This is a genomic window from Pseudomonas sp. Choline-02u-1, assembly GCF_002836515.1.
GTDB lineage: Bacteria > Pseudomonadota > Gammaproteobacteria > Pseudomonadales > Pseudomonadaceae > Aquipseudomonas.
Genome location: NZ_PJBC01000067.1, coordinates 13,476 through 29,063 on the forward strand (window position 1 = coordinate 13,476; position 15,588 = coordinate 29,063).

13 protein-coding genes are annotated in these 15,588 nt (G+C 61.3%); 8 read left to right on the forward strand and 5 right to left on the reverse strand.

The features are described 5' to 3' along the window. Positions 1–11: 11 nt before the first annotated feature. From CXF97_RS26355 to CXF97_RS26370, 4 genes are all read right to left on the reverse strand, one after another. Complete coding sequence (locus CXF97_RS26355) at positions 12–977, reverse strand: Gfo/Idh/MocA family protein (RefSeq protein ID WP_101162290.1); 966 nt, start codon at positions 975–977, stop codon at positions 12–14. A 9-nt stretch (positions 978–986) separates the two neighbouring features. Continuing rightward, positions 987–1,874, reverse strand: coding sequence for a Dyp-type peroxidase (locus tag CXF97_RS26360; protein WP_101162292.1), 888 nt, complete (start codon positions 1,872–1,874; stop codon positions 987–989). Between the two features lie 74 nt (positions 1,875–1,948). Next, a complete protein-coding gene (locus tag CXF97_RS26365) occupies positions 1,949–2,686 on the reverse strand; it encodes a DUF72 domain-containing protein (RefSeq protein WP_178081240.1) in 738 nt (245 codons plus the stop codon). 10 nt (positions 2,687–2,696) lie between these two features. Then, positions 2,697–4,484, reverse strand: a complete 1,788-nt coding sequence (locus CXF97_RS26370) for a thiamine pyrophosphate-requiring protein (protein WP_101162294.1) — start codon at positions 4,482–4,484, stop codon at positions 2,697–2,699. Between the two features lie 180 nt (positions 4,485–4,664). On the opposite strand from CXF97_RS26370, the gene CXF97_RS26375 reads away from it, so the two are divergent. The 4 genes from CXF97_RS26375 to CXF97_RS26395 all read left to right on the forward strand — a co-directional run bounded on the left by CXF97_RS26375 (position 4,665) and on the right by CXF97_RS26395 (position 9,880). Then, positions 4,665–5,165 carry a cupin domain-containing protein gene (locus CXF97_RS26375; RefSeq protein WP_101162296.1) on the forward strand — a complete coding sequence of 167 codons (501 nt, stop codon included), beginning with the start codon at positions 4,665–4,667 and terminating at the stop codon, positions 5,163–5,165. Positions 5,166–5,267: 102 nt separating this feature from the next. After that, the gene (yghU, locus tag CXF97_RS26380) at positions 5,268–6,107 is read left to right on the forward strand and encodes a glutathione-dependent disulfide-bond oxidoreductase (RefSeq protein WP_101162298.1); all 840 of its coding nucleotides are present in this window, start codon (positions 5,268–5,270) and stop codon (positions 6,105–6,107) included. 286 nt (positions 6,108–6,393) lie between these two features. Further along, entirely contained in the window at positions 6,394–8,562 is a 2,169-nt protein-coding gene (locus CXF97_RS26390; protein WP_101162300.1) for a TonB-dependent siderophore receptor, read from the forward strand. Positions 8,563–8,686: 124 nt separating this feature from the next. Continuing rightward, entirely contained in the window at positions 8,687–9,880 is a 1,194-nt protein-coding gene (locus CXF97_RS26395) for a GAF domain-containing sensor histidine kinase (RefSeq protein ID WP_101162302.1), read from the forward strand. An 8-nt stretch (positions 9,881–9,888) separates the two neighbouring features. Here CXF97_RS26395 and CXF97_RS26400 read toward each other — a convergent pair whose 3' ends face one another. Beyond that, positions 9,889–10,821, reverse strand: a complete 933-nt coding sequence (locus CXF97_RS26400) for an AraC family transcriptional regulator (protein WP_101162304.1) — start codon at positions 10,819–10,821, stop codon at positions 9,889–9,891. 551 nt (positions 10,822–11,372) lie between these two features. On the opposite strand from CXF97_RS26400, the gene CXF97_RS26405 reads away from it, so the two are divergent. The 4 genes from CXF97_RS26405 (at position 11,373) to CXF97_RS26420 (ending at position 15,294) form a co-directional block, all read left to right on the forward strand. Beyond that, positions 11,373–12,722 carry an MFS transporter gene (locus CXF97_RS26405; protein ID WP_101162306.1) on the forward strand — a complete coding sequence of 450 codons (1,350 nt, stop codon included), beginning with the start codon at positions 11,373–11,375 and terminating at the stop codon, positions 12,720–12,722. A 99-nt stretch (positions 12,723–12,821) separates the two neighbouring features. After that, positions 12,822–13,514, forward strand: coding sequence for a fumarylacetoacetate hydrolase family protein (locus CXF97_RS26410; RefSeq protein WP_101162308.1), 693 nt, complete (start codon positions 12,822–12,824; stop codon positions 13,512–13,514). Between the two features lie 33 nt (positions 13,515–13,547). Continuing rightward, entirely contained in the window at positions 13,548–14,306 is a 759-nt protein-coding gene (locus CXF97_RS26415; protein WP_101162310.1) for an SDR family oxidoreductase, read from the forward strand. A 31-nt stretch (positions 14,307–14,337) separates the two neighbouring features. Beyond that, positions 14,338–15,294 carry a 2-hydroxyacid dehydrogenase gene (locus CXF97_RS26420; protein WP_101162312.1) on the forward strand — a complete coding sequence of 319 codons (957 nt, stop codon included), beginning with the start codon at positions 14,338–14,340 and terminating at the stop codon, positions 15,292–15,294. Positions 15,295–15,588 lie beyond the last annotated feature (294 nt).

Genomic DNA, 15,588 nt, shown 5'->3' on the forward strand with positions numbered 1-15,588 from the left:
ATCTTTTGATCTTAACGTTTGAGAATCCGGTCCATGACCCAATCGGTCTTGACGGCTTGCTCGGCCACGGCAGGATGGTGGGATTCCCCGCGAATATGCGCATTCATCCCCTGCACGTGATGCCACTGGATATGCTCATGATGGACGATCTCCAGGCTGATCTGTTGATCCGCAAACAGTTGCACCGGATGCTCATCAAACACCGAAAAACCGATACGTCCCTGGCTGCCGATAATCTCGACGCGGTCCTCACGCCGGTCCGCAACAAAATTCCAGCAGCCCATGCCCAGCGCCCCGGAGGCGAATCGCCAACTGGCGCTGACCGCATCTTCCGCCGTGTACAAACCCGCCTGATGCGCGGTGAAGCCGGCGACTTCAACGATGTCGCCGAGCAGATACTGAAACAGGTCCAGGCCATGGCTGGCCAGGTCGGCAAAGTAACCGCCGCCCGCCACCGCCGGATCGGTGCGCCAATTATCCCGACCCTCTAGATCAGCCGGCGACGGCGCTTTCGTCAGCGTCCAGCTCAGATGGCGGACATCACCGATGCGCCCCTCCTCCAGCCATCGCCGCACCTGCGCAAAGCGCGGCAGCGAGCGGCGATAATACGAGACGAACAAATGCAGACCGGCAGCGGCAAACGCTTGCTGCATCTCACGGCTCTGCCCGGCATTAAGCGCCATGGGTTTTTCCACGCAGCAATGCTTGCCGGCGGCAGCGACTTTCAGGCTGTACGCGTGGTGGCTGTCAGGCGGTGTGGCGATATACACCGCGTCAACTTGCGGATCGTTGATCAGCGCATCGACATCGGTGTAGACGCGACTGATGCCGTGGCGCGCGGCGTAGTCGGTCACCGCTTCGAAGCGTCGGCCCATCACCGCGACCAGCGCCGAACCGGGCGCTTTGTAGAAGGCCGGCCCGCTCTTGCGTTCCGCGACACTGCCGCAACCGATCATGCCCCAGCGCACCACCTTCATCTCCAGTCCTCAGCCGATGCGCAGCGCGCGCAGATCAAGGCGTCCGTCCTTGAGTGGCGGGCACCAGTAGTAGCCGCCGGTGATCGGTCGGCTGATCTGGTACAAGCCATCGGCAATGCCGTCCTCCAGACCGCTCATGCGCCGCAGTTGTGCTTCGAAGGCATCCAGCGAGAAACCGAAAGCAAGGAACATCAATCCGGCCCGATCGCCTTCGATCCAAGGCATCGAACGGCGCACGACAAACGCTTCGGGCGCGAAGCTTTCCTGTGCGGTGCGTTTGACGTGGGCGGAGATCGGCGCGTCATCGATTTCTTCGTTATCGCTCAAGCGACGCCCCATGATGTCGTCCTTGGCGCCGGCAGACAGGCGATGAAAGCCCTTGAGGTCATGCTGCCATTGCTGGATCGCGGCGAAGCTGCCGCCGACCAGCCCGTCAGCGCCGGTGCTCAGCAGCGCGGCGGTGACAGCGGCGTCATCGTGCGGGTTTTCCGTGCCGTCCTCGTAACCGGTGAGATCGTGGCCGTCCATGTGGCGGAAAGCTTCCTGCATCTCGACCAGACGCAAGGCCGGGGCCAGCGCGGCCTCGAAGGCACTGCAACGGTTGAGCAGCTCACCACGGTCAATCCCGTGCAGCCAGATCCACAGGGCATGCTGGGTCGACGGGTTATTCACGCCAACGCCGGTCAGCGCCGGGAAGCTGCGCAGGCCAGCGATTTCGACATTCAACGCCTTGGTCAACGACTCACCAAAACCCACCACCGCCGACTTGCCATCTACCAGCATCAGCAGGTTGTCGATCGCTTGCGGCAAGGCTTCAACCGACGCCAGGGCGAAAAACAGATGACGTGCTTGCGCTGGAACAGGGGTGGCGAGAATGCCCGGCTGGTAGTAACTCATGTGAACTCCTTGAAAAAGTGCGCGGAGTTTACCTGTAGCCGGAGGGTTTGTGTGGGTGGCGCGAGCGTTGCCGTTCAGGGTGAACGGTCTTCGATCAACGCCTTCAAAGCCAGCGCATCGGCCGTGGCGGCACCGCTGGCGGTGTTATCGAAGATGCACCAGATACCCTTGCCTTCGGCATTCGCGCGCCGCAGGTTCTGAGCAAGCTGTTGCAGCCAAGCCGCTTCATAGGCGCTGTGATAAATCCGTGGCGAGCCATGCAGGCGCCAATAGTGCAGGCCTTGCCAGCCGCCCGGCGCGGTATCGGTGCTGATCCTCGATGGATCGACCACCGCTTGGGCAATCTGCAGATCCACCAGCATGGCCTCAGCGCCAGTCCACGATTCGTGTCGCGGTTCCAGCACCACGCGGCCCTGGAAGCGCTCGCGCAGGGCACGAAAAAACGCCTCGGCAACCGGCGCATCGAACGCCAGTTTCGGTGGCAGTTGCACCAGCAGGCAGCCGAGCCGATCACCCAAGCCCTGGCACTGCCCGAGAAACTCATCGAGCGCGGCCGCGCTGTCCGCCAGCCGCTGCTCGTGGGTAATGAGCTTCGGCACTTTGACTGCGAAGCGAAAGTCCGGCGCCACCGAGTCGGCCCAGCGCTCATAAGTCTGGCGTCGATGCGGACGATAGAACGAGCTGTTGATTTCCACACAGTTGAAGCGCGCGGCGTAGCGTTGCAGGTGCGTGCCCTCGGCGGGGAATGCCGGCCAGTGCTCGCGCCCGAGACTCCAGCCGGCGCAACCGATGAATATCGCTGGTTCGTTCAAGCGCACACCGTCATTTCTTGCCCGGCAACACGGCGCCCAGCACCTGCTTGGCGGTCTGCACGATCACCCCGGCTTCGTCCGGATCGCCTTTGAGCAACGTCGTGGCAAATTTCTTCGCTTGCTCAAGCTTGATATGCGGCGGCAGCGGCGGCACGTTCGGGTCGGTCTTGAACTCGATCAGCACCGGCACTTCCGAGGCGAGCGCCTGCTCCCATGCAGACGCCACGTCTTCTTCGCGATCCACGAAAATGCCCTTGAGACCAATGGAAATCGCAAACAGGTGGTACGGCACGTCGGGAATGCTCTGCGACGCTTCGAACTTGGGATCGCCCTCCATCACCCGCTGTTCCCAGGTGACTTGATTGAGATCTTCGTTGTTGAACACCGCGCAGATCCATTTCGGGCTCTGCCATTGCCGCCAGTATTTGGCGACGGTGATCAGCTCGGCCATGTTGTTCATCTGCATCGCGCCGTCGCCGACCAGGGCAATGACCGGTCGCTCGGGAAAAGCGAATTTTGCTGCGATCGCATACGGCACCGCCGCGCCCATTGAAGCCAGACCACCGGACAAAGAGCATTTCATGCCGCGACGGATTTTCAGATCTCGGGCATACCAGTTGGCGCACGAGCCGGAGTCGCTGGTGATGATGGCCTGCTCGGGCAAGCGCGGTGACAACTCGTAGACCACCCGTTGCGGGTTGACCGGATCGGCTTTGGCCATGGCGCGTTTTTCCAGGGTTTTCTCCCAGCTGCTGCGCCAGCCTTCGATCTTCTTGCGCCATTTGCTTGAGGTCTTCTGTTCCAGCAGCGGCAGCAACGCGGCGAGGGTTTCCGCTGAATCACCGACCAGATTGACCTCCATCGGATAACGCAGGCTGAGCATGTCCGGCTGCAAGTCGATCTGCACGCCGCGCGCCTGGCCTTCCTTGGGCAGAAACTCGGAATACGGGAAGCCCGAGCCGATCATCAGCAAGGTGTCACACTCGCTCATCAGCTTGTAGCTGGGCTCGGTGCCGAGCAGGCCGATGCTGCCGGTGACCCACAGCAAATCGTCGGGCAGCGCTGCTTTGCCCAACAAGGCTTTAGCAACACCAGCGCCGAGTTTTTCCGCTACCGCGATGACCAGATCGGTCGCCTCCAGCGCGCCGGCACCGACCAGAATCGCGACTTTCTCGCCACTGTTCAGTACCTCGGCGGCGCGTTGCAGATCGGCCGCATACGGAACGACTTTCGGCTTGCTGTATCCGACGCCGGAATGCGCAGTGCCATGGGCGCGCGCCGGTTGTTCGTAAGGCAGATCCTGCAAGTCATTGGGCAGAATCAGCGCAGTGACGCGGCGCTCGCCGACGGCGGTGCGCACAGCGCGATCAAGCAGATGGCGCACTTGCGAAGGCGCCGAAGCCTGCTGCACAAACGCACCGGCGACATCCTTGAACATCGACACCAGATCCAGCTCTTGCTGGTAGTGACTGCCCAGCGCCGTGCGAGCTTGCTGGCCGACGATGGCCAGCACTGGCATGTGGTCCATACGCGCATCGTAGAGGCCGGTGATCAGGTGCGAAGCACCGGGGCCGGAGGTAGCGATGCACACGCCCAGCTCGCCGGTAAACTTGGCGTGGGCCGAGGCCATGAACGCAGCCATTTCCTCGTGTCGCGCCTGGACGAATTCGATCTTGCCTTTGGCTCGGCTCATGGCGCCGAACACGCCATTGATGCCATCCCCCGGATAGCCAAAAATCCGCGTCACGCCCCACTCGCTGAGCCGTTCAACCAGAAAATCCCCTACTGTCATCGTCATCTTGACCCTCGCCATTTACCGCTGCATGGACATGTAAGGGTCTGGACAGTGCTCTGCGCGATGAAGTTTCGCTGGATTGCGCGGGCACGGGCTCAGGCGCCGTGTTTACGCGCAAATGTTTTTTTGAGGCGAGCGCCCTGCTCTGTGGTCGATTGAGAAATGATCGAAGGAGGATGGGCCATGACCGAAGTACAAACCCTGCTGCTGAAACGCAATGACTGGGTGCCGAACAATCCGCGTCTGCCGGTGCTGATCTACCGCAGCGCGGTGGCCATTGAGGGCGACGATCCGGCGGCGCGCTTCGAGCAGACGTTCGGTGCCAATGGCTGGCCAGCGCAGTGGCGCTACGGCATTTATGACTATCACCACTACCACACCGAAGGCCACGAAGTGCTTGGCGTGGCGGCGGGTCAGGCGCGGTTGATGCTGGGCGGGCCTGATGGGCAGGAGGTGGTCGTCGGTGCCGGGGATGTGCTGTTGCTGCCGGCCGGGACCGGGCACTGCAATCTGGGCTCGAGTGCAGACTTTCTCGTGGTGGGTGCGTATCCACCGGGGCAGCAGGCGGATATTTGCCGGGCCGCGCCGAGTGATGCGCAGTTGGCGCGGATTGCGGGGCTGGCGTTTCCTGAGACAGATCCGGTGCAGGGAGTCGGGGGTGCGGTTGGGCAGTATTGGATTTGATGGCTCACTCCTACAAGGGATTCGGGTTGGGGGCTGGCACCCGCCGGAAATTTTCCCTACGGTGTCTACCTGTTCTCTCCCAGCATCGACGAGGTCCGTTTCATGAGCAATGCGTCTTACGTTCCGCCTAAGGTCTGGAAACACGAAGCCCCGTCCGGCGGCCACTTCGCTAGCATCAACCGCCCGGTCGCCGGGCCGACCCACGACAAGGAACTGCCGGTCGGCAAGCACCCGTTGCAGCTGTATTCGCTGGCGACGCCCAACGGTGTAAAGGTCACCATCATGCTCGAAGAGTTGCTCGCGCTTGGGCACAGCGAGGCTGAGTATGACGCCTGGCTGATCCGCATTGGCGAGGGCGATCAGTTCTCCAGCGGCTTTGTCGAGGTCAATCCCAATTCGAAGATTCCAGCCCTGCTGGATCACAGCGTCGAGCCACCGATCCGGGTGTTCGAGTCCGGCTCGATCCTGCTGTACCTGGCGGAAAAGTTCGGCGCCTTGCTGCCCAAGGATCCGGCCGCTCGCACCGAAACCCTCAACTGGCTGTTCTGGCAAATGGGCTCGGCGCCGTATCTGGGCGGTGGCTTCGGGCATTTCTATGCTTATGCGCCGGAGAAGCTCGAATACCCGATCAACCGCTTCACCATGGAAGCCAAACGGCAGCTGGATGTACTCAACCGCCGTCTCGCCGACAACGCCTATCTGGCCGGCGACGATTACACCATCGCCGACATCGCCGTATGGCCCTGGTACGGGCAACTGGTGCGCAACAACGTTTACTCGGCGGCGGAATTTCTCGCGGCGCACGAGTACACCCATGTACAGCGCTGGGCGGAAGAAATCGCCAAGCGGCCGGCGGTCATGCGTGGGCAGCGAGTGAATCGCACCTGGGGCGATGAAGACAGCCAGGTGCCGGAGCGGCATGGGGCAGAAGATCTGAATTGAACCAGACGCGGTCTGTCTGACCGACCACCAGGCAAAAACTGTGGGAGCGGGCTTGCTCGCGAAAGCATCGTGTCATTCAACAAATGTGTCGGCTGACACGACGCTTTCGCGAGCAAGCCCGCTCCCACATTCGTTTCCACTAGAGCATCGATTCAATTGTGAAAAAATCATTAACTCACTGACCCGTACGGGTTTATTCCCCAAGAAACTTCCTACATACTAATGCGAATAATTCTTACATGCACTCGCATCAGTTTCGTTTGGGTAATTTTGGGGAAGCAGATAGATGTCGTTTCAAACCCTCCACCGCCGTTCAAATCTTTCACCTAACCTGCTCGCGATCGCCATCGGCATGGCGAGCATCGCACCTGTGCTGGCCGAGGAAGCTGCCTCCACTGCACCCGCGAACGGCCCGCTTGAACTGCAGGCGACCGAAATCGGCGCCACGCAGATGAGCAGCACCACCGAAGACACACAGTCCTACACCACCGGGCCGATGCAGACCGCCACCAAGCTGTCGCTGACCATGCGCGAAACGCCGCAGGCGGTGACGGTTATTACCCGTCAGCGCATGGACGACCAGAACATGACCAGCGTCAACGACGTGGTACGTGGCACGCCGGGGCTGTTCCTCAGCGAGGCCAGCGGTCCGGGCCGACAGACTTACAAGGCGCGCGGTTTCGACATTGACAACATCATGTACGACGGCCTGCCCAGCTCCTATTCGCCGTTCACTTTGGCCGTGCAACCGAACCTGGCGATGTTCGACCGGGTGGAAATCGTGCGGGGTGCGACCGGTCTGGTCACCGGTGCCGGCAACCCGTCGGCGGCGATCAACATGGTGCGCAAGCGTCCGACCGCTGATCAGCGCGTGACCCTCACCGGCGCCGCCGGCAGTTGGGATGACTACCGTGGTGAAGTCGACGCCTCGAGCCCGCTCAATGACAGCGGCACGCTGCGTGGCCGCGTGGTGACTTCGTATCAAGGCGCCGACAGCTTCCGCGACAAGGAAGAAAACGATCACGGCTTGTTCTACGCCATCGGTGAAGCCGACCTGAGCGACAGCACCACCGCGACCCTCGGCTTCTCCCGGCAGAACGATCAGACCAACTATTTCTGGGGCGGCCTGCCGATCGGCGAAAACGGCCACCACCTCGACCTGCCCCGCTCCACTTACCCGGGCACCGATTGGGAAAACCGCAAGCTGCAGGTCGACACCGTGTTCGGTGAAGTCGAACACCGTTTCGACAACGACTGGAAACTGCACCTCGGTGGCTCGACGTCGACACTCGAGGGTGAATTCTCCGGCACGTACCTGTCACGTTACGACGGCCCGCTGGAAACCACCGCCTACCAGTCGCATCACACCGACAAGCAACGCGCCTTTGACGGTTTCGCCAGCGGCCCGTTCGAAGCCTTCGGCCGCACCCACGAATTGGTGGTCGGCGCGAGCAATCGCGTGTACGACGCCACCACCAAGGAATACTCGCCCTACGACACCGGCCTGCCGATCGCCGCGCCCAAGCCTGACTTCGTGCGCAGTGGCAAGTCGCGCAACGTCACCACTCAGGACGCGGTTTACCTGACCACCCGCTTGAGCCTCGCCGACCCGCTGACGCTGATCCTCGGCGGTCGTCTGGACTGGTATGACTACGACGATCGCAGCGCCGACGGCGACTTCAAAGTCACCCGCAACCTGACCCGTTACGCTGGCCTTATCTACAAGCTCGATGACCATCACTCGGTCTACGCCAGCTATACCGACATTTTCACCCCGCAAACCCAGAAAGATCTTGGCGGCAAAGTGCTGGAGCCAATCGTCGGTGAAAACTACGAAGTCGGCATCAAAGGCGAATACTTCGACGGTGCGCTGAACGGCAGCGTAGCGGTGTTCCAAATGGACCAGACCAACCGCGCCACCCAGGCAGCGACCCAGCTTGGCTGCCCGGAACTGACCTGCTACGAAACCTCCGGCAAGGTCCGCGCCCAAGGCGTGGACATGGAACTGCAAGGTGCGCTGACCGAGCAATGGCAAGTCGGCGCCGGCTACACCTACACCCGCGCCCACTACATCAAGGACGAAAACCCGGCCAACAATAATCAGAAATTCGACACCGACATGCCGGAGCATCTGTTCAAGGTTTCCACCGTATACCGCTTCAAAGGCCCGCTGGAAAAACTGCGCGTGGGCGGCAACGTCTACTGGCAGAGCCGGATGTACAACGACATCGCCCTGGCCAACGGCGGTAGCTATCGGCTCGAACAGGGAGGCTACGCGGTTACCGACCTGATGGCCGGTTATGAGGTCAACAAGCACCTCGACCTGCAGGTCAACGCCAACAACATTTTCGATCGCACGTACTACTCCTCCATCGGAAGCGATGTGACGTGGGGCTCGACCGACAACTACGGCACGCCGCGCAGCTACATGATGACGGCCAAGTACAAGTTCTGATCGATAACGATCAGCGCTTGACACAGGGCGCCGGGAGTTTTCCCGGCGCCTTTTTTTGCATGTTCATTAGGCACGACCGGCAATTACCGATAGTCTCTGTCGACACTTTCGCGAAGCGCCGGCCATGCCCCAGACAGATTTTTCCTCCGACCTCCAAGCCATCGGCAGCATTGACGCTGTGCCGGTGATTCTGAGCATGGTCAAACACATGACCGGCATGCGCTTCGCCGCCGTCGCGCGGGTCACCGAGAGCAAGTGGATCGCCTGCGCCGTGGATGACTCGATCGACTTCGGGCTGTTGCCCGACGGAGAACTGGTGCTTGAGTCGACGATTTGTCATGAAATCCGCCAGCATCATCAACCAGTGATCTTCGGCCACGCGAGCCAGCATCCGGTGTTCTCCTCGCACCACACGCCGAAAACCTACGGGCTGGAAAGCTACATCTCGATTCCCATCATCAAGGCCAACGGCGAATTCTTCGGCACGCTGTGCGCCATCGATTCGGTGCCGGCCAATCTCGATGACTCAGCCATCGAAAAGACCCTCACCCTTTTCGCCCAGTTGATTGCGATGAGTCTGGATACCCAGGGCCATTTGCACGCAACCAAAACCGCGTTGGCCGACGCCAATGAAATGGGTCGCCTGCGCGAGCAATTCATCGCCGTACTGGGCCACGACTTGCGCACGCCACTCAGCGCCATTCGCATGAGCGCCGACCTGCTGCAAAGCAAAGCCGAGGACAAGCGCTCGCGCACGCTGCTGTCGGCGATTCGTACCAGCTCGGTGCGCATGGGCGTGCTGATCGAAAACATCCTCGACTTCGCCCGGGGTCGGCTTGGCAGTGGCATTCCGGTGCAGCGCAAACTGGTCGACGATTTGCAGCAAACGCTGCGCCAGACCCTTGAAGAAATCCAGGTGGCGTACCCGCAGGCGAAGTTTATTGATTCGCTTGAGGTGCCGGCCGGGGTCTATTGCGACCCGCTGCGCATCAGCCAGTTGTTGTCGAATCTGCTGGGCAACGCCGTGACCCACGGTTCCACCGCCGAACCGATCGTGCTCAAGGCCTGTGCCGAGGGCGACGAGATCGTTATTTCGCTGACCAACCAGGGCACGCCGATCCCGCCCGCGCTGATGCCGCTGCTGTTCGAACCGTTCTCGCGTTCCGAAGCGGGTCAACGCAACGAAGGGCTGGGACTGGGCTTGTACATCGCCGGGCAGATTGCCAATGCGCACAACGGCACCTTGAGCGTGACTTCCGACAGCGAAGCAGGCACCTGCTTTGTCGCGCGCTTCCCTGCCCGCTTCAAGTGGGTCTGAGCGCCGCTCTAAGTGTTCAGTGGCGTCTGCGGCGTGTCGGGGTTGAGCTGGCGACGGCGAAACTGACCCGGTGGCTGGCCATGAATCTGGCGAAAACGCCGGGAGAAATACGCTTCATCGGCAAACCCGCACAGCCGCGCCACTTCGCCCACCGAGCGCGTACTGTTGAGGAGGAAATTGCGCGCCGCGTGCATGCGCCGCTCCAGCACCAGCTCGGTGAAGGTCTTGCCGATTTCCTTGCGCAGCCAGTGCGTCAGGTAAGTCGGTGACAGATAAGTCGCAGCTGCAACCTTGATCAGATTGAGATCAGGATCGGCGATGTTCTTCCGCAAATACTCGAACATTCGGCTCAAGGCGTCGCGACGGCTGTTCTCGGCCGCATTCTCTTCTGCCAGGCGCTTGAGCGGCTCGGCGTAAAGAAAACACACGCTGCCAATCATTTGCAGCAACAAGCCCTTGAGCATTTCGCGCGTACCGAACTGACGGTTCTCATCAAGACTGCGCATCTGCTCGATCAAACCACAGACCTGAGCGAAATCCTCATCGCCCAGAATGAAATCCAGGTGTTCCTGAAAGCGGAACGGCGACAGCTCCGGCGCGAGCAGGATCGACACCTCTTCCAGGTCCATCGGATCGCATTGCAGATGCGGTAACAGGAACGTCTGGGAAAAATTGATGACGATGAAATTGCTGTCCTCGGGATGCGGAATCACATGCACCCGGTGCGGCAGAATGAACGCCAGAGTGTTGCGCGGGAACGGCCGCTGCACCCCGCCTATGTGCTGCACGGTGTCACCACCGAGGTTGATCTGGATCTGGAAATACTCGTGCCGGTGAGGAGCGGTTTCGGCGCGCCGGCCCTTCTTGTCGCGAATGTAGAAATCGGTCAATTCGCTGCGTTGCTGCATGACATAGGTCGGAATACGGCTGGGTGAAGACATGGGCGGGAAGTCCTCCGGGCAGTGAGGTGGCGCTTGTCATCTTGCAGGGTCGAGCGCTAAGCAGCAATGAGTCATACGATGACGGTGGCGCCAGGCTTATTTTTTGAAAGAGCGCTCGCGATTCGCCTGTCCAAAAACAGAATCGCTCTGAAAAACCACCAATCCGTTCATATTCAGATGCTTACTGACTAATTCAGATGTTGATTATCAAGACAAATCGTATTTATTTTTTTGGACAGGTTCGCCCAACCCGCTTTTTTGAAGAAAAAACGTTCTAACCCATCGGTTGATTTAGAACCGTTGTACGACCACTGTAATGACCAACGCAGCCCAACCTCTTTCAAAAACAATCAAAGGTGCGCACGTCATGATCCTGCTATTTCCCCTCGCCGCCCCGCCCGACCTCCCCTTCGAGCCAATCGCAGAAAGTCGTTCCTGAACGTCTGAAACCCGCGCTACAACCCGTTCGATTGCCTTGCTCCACACGTTGCGGGCAACGGCATCGGCTGCTCGAAAAATCTCGACTCTTCTAACAATAACGAGGTCTCCGCATGTCCAACTCCCATTCCTCAAGTGCCACTGTCCCGCCGGTGATAGCCGGCGCACGCGATGCGGTTACGGCGCAGCGCCTGCCAACGCGGCGGCGCTGGTTCATGCTGTCGTTGCTGCTGATCGCGACGATCATCAATTACATCGACCGGGTGAACATCTCGATCGCCGCGCCATTCATGGCCAAGGATCTTGGCCTGGACAAGATCGAGATGGGCCAGATCTTCTCTGCATTCGCCTGGACTTATGCGCTGGCGCTGGTGCCCGCCGGATTCATTGCCGATCGGTTTGGCTCGCGCTTTACCTACGGCGTATCGCTGATCAGCTGGTCGACCGTCACCGTTTGCCAGGGGTTTGCGACGGGATTTGCCTCGCTGTTCGGCCTGCGCCTGGCGGTCGGCGCCATGGAAGCCCCGGCTTTCCCGGCCAACAGCCGCGCGGTGACGGTGTGGTTCCCGGCGCGGGAACGCGGGATGGCCAGCAGTATTTATGTGTGCGGCCAGTACCTCGGCACGGCGCTGTTCACCGGCGCGCTGTTGTGGCTGGCGACCACCTTTGATTGGCGCCACGTGTTCTATAGCACCGGCGCGCTTGGCATCGTCTTTGGTGTGTTGTGGCTGTACCTGTATCGCGATCCGCTGAACTGCAAAAAAGTCAGCCAGGAAGAATTGAAGTACATCGAAACAGGCGGTGGTCTGGTCAAGAGCAGTCAGGAGCGCACCCGTTTCAACTGGCGGCAGATTGCCGAGTTGTTCAGCTATCGGCAGATCTGGGCAATCTGCATCGGCAAGTTCGCCAGCACCTCGGCGCTGTACTTCTTCCTCACCTGGTTCCCGACCTACCTGATCGAAGAACGCAAACTGACCATGATCAAGGCCGGGATCTTCGCCGTGCTGCCCTTCGTCGGTGCCACGGTGGGGATTCTGCTGGCCGGCATCGTTTCCGACCTGCTGATCCGTCGCGGCTACTCGATGTCGTTTGCGCGCAAGTTGCCACTGGTGGTCGGTTCGATGCTGGGCATGTCGATCGTGCTGGTGAATTTCACTGATTCCAACCTGATCTGCATCGCCGTGCTGACCATCGCCTTCTTCGCCCAAGGCATCGCATCCTCCTCGTGGGCGGCGGTGTCGGAAGTGGCGCCGAAAGAGCTGATCGGCCTCACCGGCGGGATCACCAGCCTGGCCGCGAACATTGGCGGCATCGTCACGCCGATCGTGATCGGCGCCATCGTTCACGCCACCGGCACCTTCGCCTATGCGTTCTGGTTCATTGGCGGCGTGGCGCTGATCGGCACCCTCTCCTACTCGTTGCTGCTCGGGCGCCTGTACCGCATTGAGCTGAAGGCGCGCTGAGCGCAATAACCCGGATTTGTCCAAACGCAGGCGGCTTTCGTCCAACTTCGCCGATGCCAGCCGCCGTACGCTGCCCTTTCAAACAGGATGACCCGCAGGATGAACATGACCGAATACGTCTTTACCCCGGATCTGCCCGTGACCTTGCCGGTACTCGGCAGCGAGCAACGCTTCCCCGTCGGCCGGGTGTTCTGTGTCGGCCGCAACTATCCATGGCCGGACGCGCAAGGCCAGTCGCGCCAGCCGCCAGTGTTTTTCATGAAACCGGCAAGTTGTGTGGTCGATGCCGTCGGCGACGTCGCCTTCCCCTCGGTGTGCGAGGACTTCGTCCACGAAATCGAACTGGTCGTGGCCATCGGTGAAGGCGGCGCCAATATCCCTGAAGATCAGGCTATGGCCTACGTCTGGGGCTACGCCGCCGGCCTCGACCTGACCCGCCGTGATGTGCAGCGCGCAGCCAAGAGCAACGGCTTGCCATGGGAAGGTGCCAAGGTCTTCGACGGCGCCGCGCCGATGACGGCCGTCGTGCCGGTGAGCCGCTGCGGCCATCCCGAGGGCGAACTGTGGCTGAACGTCAACGGCGAAGAACGCCAACGCGACAACCTCGACAGCCAGATCTGGTCGGTCAGTGAAGTGATCGCGCGCATTTCGCAATCGGTGGCCCTGCGCGCCGGCGACCTGATCATGACCGGCAGCCCCGCCGGTGTGGATGGCCTGCAACCGGGCGACGTGATCAGCGCCGGCATCGACGGCATCGGCCAATTGGACATGCGCGTCGGCCCACGGCCCTGATCCAGCTGATTCAGAAAAAAGGAGAACAACACTATGACTACCCCTTCGAAAGTCGCGCTGGTCACCGGCGCCGGCAGTGGTATCGGCCGAGCCGTGGCGCTGGGCCTGATGGCGGACGGTTTCATCCTCGTGCTCGCCGGACGCCGGCCCGAGCCCTTGCAAGCGCTGGTCGAACTGGCGCAGAGCCAGGGTCATCAAGCCTTGGCCGTGCCCACCGACGTGCGTGATCCGGCCAGTGTCGATGTGCTGTTCGCGACCATTGCCGAGGTCTACGGGCGCCTCGACGTGGTCTTCAACAACGCCGGCGTCAACGCCCCCGCCGTGCCGCTGGATGAACTGACCTTCGAGCAGTGGCGCAACGTGATCGATACCAACCTCAACGGCGTCTTCCTCTGCGCCCGCGGCGCGTTCGGGCTGATGCGCCAGCAACAACCACAGGGCGGGCGGATCATCAACAACGGTTCGATTTCCGCACACACCCCGCGCCCGTTCAGCAGCGCCTACACCGCGAGCAAACACGCCGTGCTCGGCCTGACCAAATCGCTGGCGCTGGACGGCCGCGAATTCAACATCGCCTGCAGCCAGATCGACATCGGCAATGCCCTGACGGAAATGTCGGTGCGCATGACCAAAGGCGTACGCCAGGCCAACGGCAGCATCGCCGTCGAGCCAATGGTCGACGTCAAACACGTCGCCGACGCGGTGCGCTACATCGCCGGGCTGCCGCTGTCGGCCAACGTTTTGAACATGACCGTCATGGCCAGTGCCATGCCGTTTGCCGGCCGCGGTTGAGCCGGCCTTTTTATTGCGTAACGAGGTAGCCATGAAGCCAGAAATCCTGCAACTGAGCCCGATCCTGATCCCGGAAATCAACGCGCGCCTGGAAGAACTGTTTACCGTGCGCCGCTACTTCCAGCAGACGGACAAACCCGCCTATATAAAGGAACACGGCGCCACCATTCGCGGCGTGATCACCGGCGGCCACACCGGCATCAGCCAGGCGCTGATGGCGCAACTGCCGAACCTGGAAGTGGTCGCGGTCAACGGCGTTGGTACCGACGCCGTTGACCTCGCCTACGCCCGCGACCGCGGCATCCGCGTCACCGCCACCATTGGCGCACTCACCGAAGACGTCGCCGATCTCGCCATCGGCCTGCTCATCTCGGTGTGTCGCGGCCTGTGCACCAGCGACCGCTACGTACGCTCCGGCCAATGGCCGCAAAGCCCAACCCCTCTCGCGCCCCTGCCGCTGGCGCGGCAAGTGTCCGGCATGCGCATCGGCATCGTCGGCATGGGCCGCGTCGGCCGCGCCATCGCCACCCGCGCCGCCGCCTTCGGCTGCCCGATCAGCTACACCGACCTGCAACCGATGAACGACGTCCCGCACACCTTCGTCGCCGACCTCAAACAACTGGCCCGCGACAGCGACGCCCTGATCCTCGCTGCGGCGGCGGACAAGGGCGAAGCGATCATCGACGCGCAAGTGCTGCAAGCGTTGGGCAAGGACGGTTATCTGATCAATGTCGCCCGGGGCAAACTGGTGAATGAGACGGATCTGGTGGCCGCGCTTTCAGCGGGAGCGATTGCCGGGGCTGGGCTGGATGTGTTTGTCGATGAACCGACTGTGCCTGAAGCGTTGTTTGCTAATGAACAAGTGGTGCTGCAACCGCATCGGGCCAGCGCCACCTTGCAGACCCGCACGCGGATGGGGGAAATGGTGGTGGCGAGTCTGGTTGATACGTTTGCGGGGAAAGTGCCGGTTGGGTGTGTGACGGGGTGAACCGGTTCTGGAACGCTGTTCGTGATCGCGGCACATACCGCCTTCGCGAGCAGGCTCGCTCCCACAGAAAAGCAAAAGCAAACCAAGCAGGCCGTCCCGCCACCCAACACGATGAGCGTTAGCTCGAGTAAAGCTTTTGATCCTGGAGCCCGTCGGCAGGCTGAGTGGAGGGATTGATCCGGGGGTGGGAGCGCAGCGACCGTTCGACGAAGTCGAACACAGCGGAAGGAGGTGCAGCGAAGCAAACCGTAGCCGCTGCGCCCGGATCGATCCCGGAGCGAAGGAACCCCGAGC